This window comes from Streptomyces swartbergensis (assembly GCF_002148965.1).
GTDB lineage: Bacteria > Actinomycetota > Actinomycetes > Streptomycetales > Streptomycetaceae > Streptomyces > Streptomyces swartbergensis.
The window spans coordinates 1-8,913 of the sequence record NZ_NGFN01000350.1 but is presented as its reverse complement, the minus strand read 5'-3'; the positions used below and the strand labels follow the sequence as shown (position 1 = coordinate 8,913).

Here is an 8,913-nt window from a genome sequence, read left to right as displayed (position 1 = left end):
CGCAGCATCAAGGCAGTCATCCCGGAGAAGAAGGACCAGGCTGCCAACCGGAAGAGGAAAGGCCGCCGGGGCGGCCGCCCCACATGCCACGACGGCGATCTTTACAAGGAGCGGAACACCGTTGAGCGGCTCATCAACAAGTTGAAGGCCTGGCGGGGCATCGCCACTCGATACGACAAGACGCCCGAGAGCTACCTCGCCGGCCTCCACCTCCGTGCCTCGATGATCTGGATCAACGACCTCCTGAAGGCAACTGGCTGATCACAACATCACACACACCCTAGTGCTGTGACCGCATAGGTTCGCCGGGTCAACGGTCGTAGCGGTTGGATGTGCGGTGACACCCGATCCGACCGCTGGAGGCGCGGTGGCCGAGCCCGTCCGTGTGCGCAGACTGACTGACCAGGAGGGGCAGAAGCTGCAGCAGATCGTGCGCGGGGGCAGCACCAGCTCGGTGCGCTACCGGCGGGCGATGATGCTGCTGGCCTCCGCCGGCGGGAACCGAGTGCCGGTGATCGCCCAGCTGGTGCAGGCCGACGAGGGCACCGTCCGGGATGTGATCCACGCGTTCAATGAGAAGGGCCTGGCCTGCCTGGACCCTCGATGGGCGGGAGGCCGTCCCCGCCAACTCGGCGATGAAGACGAGGGCTTCGTCATCGCGAGGGCCGCCTCCCGCCCGCTCAAGCTCGGCCAGCCGTTCACCGGCTGGTCGTTGCGCAAGCTGGTCGCCTACCTGCGCAAAGTGCACGGCCGGGTGATCCGCATCGGCCGTGAGGCGTTACGGTGCCTGCTCGCCCGCCGCGGCGTTACCTTCCAACGCACCAAGACCTGGAAGGAGTCCCCGGACCCCGAACGGGAGACGACGCTGCACCGTATCGAGCACGTCCTGGACCGCTTCCCGGACCGGGCTTTCGCCTTCGACGAGTTCGGCCCGCTCGGGATCCGGCCCACCGCGGGCTCGGGCTGGACTGAACAACGGCGTCCCGACCGGCTGCCGGCCACCTACCACCGCACCCACGGAGTCCGGTACTTCCACGGCTGCTACTCGGTGGGCGACGACTTCTTGTGGGGCGTGAACCGGCGCAAGAAGGGAGCCGTGAACACGCTGGCCGCGCTGAGATCGATCCGCGCCGCCCGGCCCGACGGCGCACCGATCTACGTGATCATGGACAACCTCTCCGCCCACAAGGGCGCCGACATCCGCCGCTGGGCGAAGAAACACAAGGTCGAGTTGTGCTTCACCCCGACCTACGCCTCGTGGGCGAACCCGATCGAGGCACACTTAGGACCGCTGCGGCAGTTCACCATCGCCAACTCCCACCACCGCAACCACACGGTGCAGACCCGGGCCCTGCCCGCCTACCTCCGCTGGCGCAACGCCAACGCCCGCCACCACGACGTTCTGGTCGCCGAACGCAAGGAACGTGCCCGCATCCGCAGCGAGAAAGGCATCCGCCGGGGCGGCCGACCCGCTCTCGCCGCATGATCAGGCAACATGGCGAACGTTCCAGGTCACAGCACCAACTCCGCCGCGGATCGGGTCACCGACGAAATGGGGAGGTATTGGGTGACGAAATGGCGGCGCGTGAACCCGAAGCGCCCGACCGGCGCGGACAGCTTCGGACCGTCCTCCGTACGGCGCAGCCCGAGGTGCGGCCGAATTACCGAGATGGTCGGGTGGGCCTGAAACGCAACCCTGCGCGCAATGGAGTACAGCATGGCAATCATCGCGATCTTTGACCAACCGGGCATGACACAGGCCCAGTACGAGCAGGTCTCCGACAAGGTGAACCGCGGCCGTGGCCTGGTCAAGAACCCCGCGGACTGGCCCGTACCCGGCCTCATCTCTCACACCTCCGCCCCCACTCCCAATGGCTGGTATGTCGCTGACGTCTGGGAGTCCGAGGAGGCGTTCCAACGGTTCACTGAAATCGTCCTGCCGCTCCTGCGAGAGGCTGGTGCTCCGGAGGTAGAGCCGAAGATCTACCCGGTCTTCAACCTGGTGACCCCGTAGCCGTCGGCCATCCGGCACGGGCTGAGGCACGCCGCGCAGCCCTGGTTGAGAACGTGCTGCGGCATCCCCTCATCGCCTGATCTTCAGGGAATGCTGCGGCCTCGACACGGGATCACCATCGGCGCGGATCCGCAGAACCACAGCTCAACGAATTTCGTCGGTAGCCCGGATCTGTCTGGGCTACTTGACCAGCCGGAAGGCGGGGTGCCCGATGTGACGGAGCAGTGATCTTCAGGGGCTTGGTCGTTGGGGTCTGGTGTCCTGTCTTTGGGGGTGGGAATTGGGACGGCTGGAGCGGTTACGTTCGGGCGTGATGGCGTGGTCTGGGGTGTGTTCGGTTTGGTTGTTCGGGCGGATGGCCTGGGGTCCGGTAGTTGGGTGGGAATGATCTTGGATTTCCAGTGGATGTAGTGGTGCGTCTATAGGCGGCTGCGTTCCCTGCGGGCTTCGGAGTTCGTTTTGGGTGGTCAGTGGCGTGTGTGGGTGAGGAAGACGCGGAGTGGGTCGTTCGCGTTGGGGGTCAGGCGGGCGAGGCCGAGCCGGCAGGCGATGAGAGTGAGGGCGTTGTTGGTGGTGCGATGTTGCCGGTTCGGCAGGGTGGCGAGTGCGCGGGCGAGGGCAACGGTTTCCGGATAGATCACCAAGTCGCGGTCAGGAGTGCGGGGGAGGCGCTGCCTGTACTGGTCAGGTGGAGATTTGCCTCGAAGAGCTGGTTGAGGCGGGGGCGCCAGCGGTGGGTGAGGTGTTGCTGGTGGTCATACCAGCGGGTGGTGATGGCGCGTGCGGTGGTCCACGCGGTGGCGGCGCGAGGGTGCCGCAGCAGGCGTTGGTGGGCGCGGTGCGCGGCGGCGAGTTCGGGCACGCCTTGGGTGTGGACGGTGGAGGTAAGCCGTGGGTCGGGGGCGGCTTGCTGATGCCGAGGGCACACCAGCTGGTGCGGCGGTGGGTGGATCCAGGCGGTGTCGGTGGCGTCGTGACTTCGGTGGCGGGTGCACAGCGTGCAGGCGCGGACGGGCTGCTGCTCGGCCTCGAGCCGCTTCCAGTGCGCGGCGGCTGCGGTGCCGGGCCGCGTTGTGGTTGAGGTGGAGTTCGGCTGCGGGCAGGGTGCCGTGGCCGTGGAGGTTGATGCCGGCGCCGTGGAGGAGCTGGGGAGGCGTCAGCTGGTAGACAGTGGCGAGGCGTTGCACGTATGAGGCGGTCGCTTCGCCGGTCAGCGGCCGTATGTGGAGCACGCCCGGCGCGGCTGACGGGATCTGCAGCCATGTCCCTGCGGTGACGACACTGCGCTGCGCGGCGACGGCTTCGGCCGCATCCCAGGCCGTGACGTCTGTCCGGGTCACGGGGTGCTGGTACTGCGGCTTCGGGTCCGGGTGCGGGGTCGGTAGTGCTGTTCGGCGAGGTGGTCGAGGCGGATGGCGTCGAGGGTGGTTTTGGTGATGCGTTCGGTGCCGTCGGTGAGGGCGGTGATGGCGGCCTGGCGGATGAGGCGGGCGAAGCTGCCGATGCGGCCGGCGGTGCGCTCGTGCAGGTACGGGGCCAGCCGGGGGAGGGTTCCGGGCCGGTGGTGGCGCAGGTCGAGCGCGCCTTCCATGGCGGTGATGAGGTCGCGGAAGGGCTCTTGGTCGCCGAGGCGGGCGGGGAAGGCGGCGCAGTCGATGAGGGAGGCGCGTCCGGCGAGCTGCGCGCCGCGTACTCCGGTGAACAGGGGTGTGGTGGTGACGTCGATGCCGGCGTAGACGAATGTGGCGCCGATGCGTTCGGTGAGGTCTTTGATCAGGTCGGCGCTCTGGGCGCCGGTGGTGGTGCGGGGGTTGAGCCGGTGGATTTCGTCGATCATTACCAGCTGCACCCGGGCGGTGGTGTAGGTGTGGCAGACGGCGCCTGTGATCTGGGCCTGGGACATGCCGGCGGTGACGGGGATGCCGAGGTAGCGGGCGAACTCGGTGGCGAGGGTCTTGGCGCTGGCGGCGGGCGGGACCAGGACGTAGGCGACGGGCACCTGCCCGGCTGTGGCTGTGGGGCCGTGGCGGCGGGTGTGGGCGAGGTGGCAGGCACGTCCGACCTGGAGCAGGGCGGTGGTTTTCCCGGCGCCGGCGGGGCCGGTGMCGATCAGKGASGGCCGTGCGGTGACGGCCTGGTGGCGGCCGAGGATCATCAGCGTGCGCACGTTCTTGGCGAGGGTGTCGATGGCGGGGGTGCGCACGGTGACGAACCGCGAGTGGTAGGCCAGGCGTTCCTCGAGGCTGCGGGGTTCCGCCCCGCGTGGGGGAGGAGCTGCCACGGGCGTTGTGGCGAAGGCTTGGAAACCGTCCCAGGTGGTCACCGACTGCTGCTGCGCCTCAGGGGCATCGCCATCGGTGCTTGCCGAGGTACCGGGAGGCCGGTCCGCCGCCGAGGAGGGAGAACTGATGGTCGGCACGCCGCCTGTGGCCGGTGGGGTGTTCACCATTGCTCGGCCTCTGCTTCGGCGTCCCACAGGCCGTATCCGCCTGCCTTGGCCGGCAGCACGTCCGCGCCCTCCGGCTCGCTCGTGTCAGTCTCGGCCGCCGCCTCGATGCCGAGGAGGTCGTCAAGGCTCTCGCTCCAGTCCGGGGCCGGGGCCGGTGTGGTTTCCGTGTCGAGGGGGCGCCGCTGGCCCGGCAGATCGGGCAGCTGTGCTGCCGTACTTCCAGAGCGGGGGGTTCTCCGGCGGCGGGTGTTGTGCTCCGCATCGGCAGGGCCGCGGGTGCGGCGCAGGAGCCGGTCGAGGGCGTCGGCGAGGTCGGCTTCGTGCGTCTCGCGGTCCCCGCGCTGTTCGACCTCGGTCTGGATGTAGCGCCAGATCTGGTCGTTAAAAGGGCTGGTGGACGTGGTCGCGGTGGATCCACGGGATTTCGTGGAGCTTTCCGTCGGTGAGGCGGACCCAAATCTGGCGGGCGTCGTGAGGGTTGTGGTGGACCTCCCACTTGCCCTCTTTGCTGGCGACACCGGAGCGCTGGCCGCGGTGGGGGTCGAGGACTTCGTGGTTGTAGGTGCGGTAGTCGAGGCGGATACCGCGTTCGGTGATGGGCTGCCACCGCACGGGCAGCAGCTCGAGGTAGTCGCCCCCGGTCAGCGGGACGGGCACGTAGCCGCTGATGGTGATGAGCGCGGCCCACATCTGGTTCGGCGTGAGGGCGGTTTTGGGAAGGACGGGGTGGCGCAGTCCGTCGTGGGGCCGGTTCTGCCAGCCGCAGGTGATCCATTCGTCGAGGAGGTCCTGCAACTGCGGGAGCGTCCACCGCGCCTCGGCGGCCGTCGCCAAGCCGCGGCGCTGGGGGTTGGAGCCGGTGTGGCCGGCGACGTGCTGGCAGAACAGGTCGTTGATCGCGCGGAAGGTCCGCTCCACCACAGCCTTGGCCTGTGGTCGCCTCGGAGGGGCGGGCTGCACGCTCACCCCAAGTGTCTCGCAGGCGGCGACGAAGCCCTGCGAGAGGTAGATCTTGCCGCGGTCGACGACGATCGTCTCGGGCACGGCCACCGGGCGGGCGGCCGCGCCCTCCAGCCGCTCGTCCAGCGACAGCATCCGCTCGTAGGGCACCTCGGCTCGCGACAGATGCAGCGACTTGGGCCAGGCGGGACGGGCGGGATGGGGGACGGCCATTTCCGCCAGCAGCAGGGCGGCGTCGACGGCTTTGGTGCTGTGCGGGCGCAGGACGGCGGCCAGGATGGAGCGCGTGGCGACGTCGACGGCGATCGTCAGCTCCGGCCGCCCCAGGCTGCCGTCCTCCAGGACGGCCATGATGTCCAGGCGGGTGGTGTCGATCTGCACCTGCTCCCCGGGCCGCAGCACCACCGGCGCCGACGAGGCGCGGGCGGGTGCGGTGGCGGTGCGTGCGGGACGTCCCGGACGCTCGGCCGGGTCGGCCAGCACACTCACCAGCCGGTAGAACGACGACCGCGACGGCATCTCCACCACCCCGCGCCCGTGCGTGTCCTCCAGGATCTGCCCGACCAGCACCTGCAGTCCCTTCACCGTCCCCTTCGACCGGCCTCGCTGACGCCGCAGCGCCTCCAGCACCGCGGCCACGACCCGCTCGTCGGCATACCCCGTCGGATGACGGCCGCGTGTCGGCACCGTGCGCTTGTCGACCAGCCCCCACAAGCCCTGCTTGCGGTAGGCGTGCCGCATCCGCTCGACCGTCGTGCGGGTCACCCGGGTGAAGCCGAGCGCGGTCAGCTCCTTCGCCTTGGCCGCATCCCGCTGCGCCAGGGTCCACTGCTCCGGGTCGTACTCCGGCCGCATCGCCTGCCGCTCGCGGCTGCCCTCAGGGTGCGGCCACCCGGTCTCGACCTCCCGGATGCGGGGCAGCCACGCCAGCGCCCGCTGCTGGGCCGCCAGCGGAACGGTCTCGAACAGCCCCCATTGCGGCACCGTGTCCGGCGCCTGTGCGCCCACCACCTCAAAGCTCGGATCGGCGAACAAACGCCCCAACAGCAAGGCTTCTTCAGTGCCGTCTTCCTGCAACAGGTAGACCCGCTGGCCCTGTAACGCAGCGACCTGCCAGGTCTGCCCCAGGTAGAGGACGTGCGCGCCGACCTCCACCACCGGCCGTCGGCTCTTACCGTGTGTGCCGCCCACTGGGCTCAACCTTTCTCCGGATCGCCGCCGACGTTGCTCAGCCGCCTTTCGACGCCCTCACCACGTTCTGCGTCTGTGCAGATCAGTACTCGCTCGTGCAGCGGCTCATCGAGAGGCGTTGTCAGATGCCCGTACCACAGCGCGTGATAGGCGGCCGGTAGGACCTGCAAGGAATCGCCCACCGCGGCTACGCCGTCGGCCAACGGCCGGGGCGCGGCGAACGCTTCGGCGAGCGCGGCCTGCAGCCCGGGCGGCCCCTGGTATCGGGGGTGGCGGTAGCCGGCCAGCCATCGCAGGTTCGCCGCCACCACCGCTGGAGGTGGCTCGAGGCGCCGGTAGGACCAGCCCACGCGCGTGCACGCCGCCTCCAGGGCCCCCCGCGCCTGCTGCGCCCTGTCTCCACCGGAGGTCGGGCTTGACGGGCAGTCGGCGAGCAGGCCGGTGCCGTCGGCGTACCGGGCGAACAGTTGAGGCACCCACGAGCGCACCCGCCCGTCGGTATGCCGCCACAGCAGCCGTACGGGGCGTGCGGACAGGCCGATCACTTCCGGGTCCCGGTCCAGGACCATCAGCTGGATGCGCATCGCGGCCGAACCGTGCACTACGTGCCGTCCGGTGGTCGCCGACCACCACCAGCCGGGCCCCCACCGGCGGCCCGGCACCACGGGAAAGGCGGACACCGGCGCCAGATCCTCGAACCGCACAGACATCGCCGCCTGATCCCAGTGCAGTTGCGTCACCGCCCCCGCAAAACCGGCGAACGCGGCCTCGATACCCGTACCTCCGACCCCCGTGGCAGTCTGCTGCCCGCTGCCCGCTGTGCTCGTGCCTCTCCACGCTCAACAGCCAAGTACAAAGGGGGATGTTGCATGCTGCGATCCGAATCCGCCACCCGAACGGGTGAACGGCGCTCCGTCATGCGGGCGCGTCCGTCCCATCAGGACACCGGTGATCCTCCCCTGATCGCAGGCCACCGAGCCTCGGTGCAGGTGAGGCGATGTCGGTGGCATGCGGCAGCATCGGACCATGACGCCGATGAACAGGGAATGGGCGATCGAAAAGCTGAAGAGCTTTCTCACCATCGCAGCTGTGGAGTACGTAGCGCCGCCTCACGGCATGGTGAGCGTGGGAAGCTTCAAGTTCAAGACCTCCAAGGCAGAGGCACAGGCTGCCGCGCAAATCGCTGAGAGGATCCTCGACCGGGTAATTCCAGGGTGGCGGACTGCGGACTGGGAGGAGGCGAAGAGGCAGCCGATGTGGCGCCACCGAGAGGCGGCCCATCGCGCGATCGCTCTCTTGGAGGCTGAGCAGGAGTTGCAGGAGAATCTCGGCAGCGGCGCACCCCAGCTCGACGCATCCACACTGCATTCATGGGTCTGGGGCAGTGTGCAGGGCTTGTGGAGCAGCGGGCACTTCCGCGAGGCGATTGGTGCTGCCGCCAGGGCAGTGAACGCCCAAGCACAGGCGAAGCTCGAACGGCGGGACGCTTCCGAGGCCAAGCTCCTCTCCGACGCTTTCTCCACCAATCCACCCACTCCAGGGCACCCACGCCTGCGCCTGCGCGAAAACGACGGAGGCGACACGTTCAAAAATCGCCACGACGGCGCCGGAAACTTTGCGCGGGGCGTCTACGCGGCCATCCGCAACCCCATCGCCCACGAAGAGGATGAGGAACTGGAAGAGAACGAGGCTCTGGAGCAGCTTGCAGCCTTCAGCATCTTGGCGAGATGGGTGGACAGCGCTGCAGTGGAGAAGGCCAGTTGAACAGCCAAAACCATGCTCCCCGAGAGCGGGGCTCCCCTCTCAGAGGCGAGCGCCGCTACGCACACGACCGGACCCCGGACCTCCACAGGCGTTGAGTGCCCTCCCCGCCAGTGTCACGGAGCAGTAGTGATGCCGGCGATGGTCAGCAGGTGTTGTTGGTGGGGGTGGAGTTCTGCCCACATGGCGGACTGTTTGCGGGCCCAGCGTTGCAGTTCGGGTGGGACAGGTCGGCCTGTTGTCGTCGCCCAGTTTTTCTGAGGTGTTGTTGCGGTTGCAAGCTGGGATTTCTCAGTTTTTCTGGGTGGTCTTTGTGGTGGTTGGGGTGCGCAGAGCGTGGGGCTGAGAGAGGTATTGGCTCTCTGGCCTGCGTGTATGTGGCGTGTGCAGGTTGATCGAGCGCAGTGCAGTTTCTCTGGGTCACTACTTGAGGCGCTGTGTGGTGGGGCGTCAGGTGTCAGTCGATCGGGCGGTAGAGGTAGCCGATGGCCGCAATCCGGCCCGGGTCGGCGGGGGCTGCTGTGGTGTTGGGCTAGAA

The 8,913-nt window shown here is 68.6% G+C and carries 8 protein-coding genes and 2 pseudogenes; 4 read left to right on the top strand and 6 right to left on the bottom strand.

Annotated features, from left to right (window positions below; translation table 11 throughout):
* Nucleotides 1-261 (top strand): annotated as a pseudogene (locus tag CA983_RS35965) (IS5/IS1182 family transposase); the annotation flags it as partial.
* A gap of 106 nt (nt 262-367) precedes the next feature.
* Nucleotides 368-1,486, top strand: coding sequence for an IS630 family transposase (locus CA983_RS35960; RefSeq protein ID WP_341866719.1), 1,119 nt, complete (start codon nt 368-370; stop codon nt 1,484-1,486).
* 26 nt (nt 1,487-1,512) lie between these two features.
* Here CA983_RS35960 and CA983_RS35955 read toward each other — a convergent pair whose 3' ends face one another.
* A complete protein-coding gene (locus CA983_RS35955) occupies nt 1,513-1,728 on the bottom strand; it encodes a hypothetical protein (RefSeq protein WP_143645642.1) in 216 nt (71 codons plus the stop codon).
* Here CA983_RS35955 and CA983_RS35950 point away from each other — a divergent pair.
* A complete protein-coding gene (locus CA983_RS35950) occupies nt 1,718-2,014 on the top strand; it encodes a hypothetical protein (protein ID WP_086604936.1) in 297 nt (98 codons plus the stop codon). The two genes, CA983_RS35955 and CA983_RS35950, sit on opposite strands and share 11 nt — an antisense overlap.
* A gap of 467 nt (nt 2,015-2,481) precedes the next feature.
* Here CA983_RS35950 and CA983_RS46405 read toward each other — a convergent pair whose 3' ends face one another.
* From CA983_RS46405 to CA983_RS35925, 5 genes and pseudogenes are all read right to left on the bottom strand, one after another.
* Nucleotides 2,482-2,655: a hypothetical protein gene (locus CA983_RS46405; RefSeq protein ID WP_158101925.1), complete on the bottom strand. Its 174-nt coding sequence runs from the start codon at nt 2,653-2,655 to the stop codon at nt 2,482-2,484.
* The gene (locus CA983_RS46400) at nt 2,652-2,876 is read right to left on the bottom strand and encodes a hypothetical protein (protein WP_158101924.1); all 225 of its coding nucleotides are present in this window, start codon (nt 2,874-2,876) and stop codon (nt 2,652-2,654) included. The genes CA983_RS46405 and CA983_RS46400 overlap by 4 nt, the downstream gene beginning before the upstream one ends.
* A gap of 474 nt (nt 2,877-3,350) precedes the next feature.
* A complete protein-coding gene (locus tag CA983_RS35935; protein WP_167407529.1) occupies nt 3,351-4,337 on the bottom strand; it encodes a TniB family NTP-binding protein in 987 nt (328 codons plus the stop codon).
* A gap of 119 nt (nt 4,338-4,456) precedes the next feature.
* Nucleotides 4,457-6,581 (bottom strand): annotated as a pseudogene (locus tag CA983_RS35930) (Mu transposase C-terminal domain-containing protein).
* A gap of 38 nt (nt 6,582-6,619) precedes the next feature.
* Nucleotides 6,620-7,354: a TnsA-like heteromeric transposase endonuclease subunit gene (locus CA983_RS35925; RefSeq protein ID WP_244207234.1), complete on the bottom strand. Its 735-nt coding sequence runs from the start codon at nt 7,352-7,354 to the stop codon at nt 6,620-6,622.
* A gap of 286 nt (nt 7,355-7,640) precedes the next feature.
* Here CA983_RS35925 and CA983_RS35920 point away from each other — a divergent pair, with 286 nt between their 5' ends.
* The gene (locus tag CA983_RS35920) at nt 7,641-8,378 is read left to right on the top strand and encodes a TIGR02391 family protein (RefSeq protein WP_158101923.1); all 738 of its coding nucleotides are present in this window, start codon (nt 7,641-7,643) and stop codon (nt 8,376-8,378) included.
* Nucleotides 8,379-8,913: the final 535 nt, after the last annotated feature.

Coding starts and splice junctions, on each gene's coding strand:
- CA983_RS35920 (WP_158101923.1), top strand. CDS start 7,641: ATGACGCCGATGAACAGGGAATGGGCGATCGAAAAGCTGAAGAGCTTT.
- CA983_RS35955 (WP_143645642.1), bottom strand. CDS start 1,728: ATGATTGCCATGCTGTACTCCATTGCGCGCAGGGTTGCGTTTCAGGCC.
- CA983_RS35950 (WP_086604936.1), top strand. CDS start 1,718: ATGGCAATCATCGCGATCTTTGACCAACCGGGCATGACACAGGCCCAG.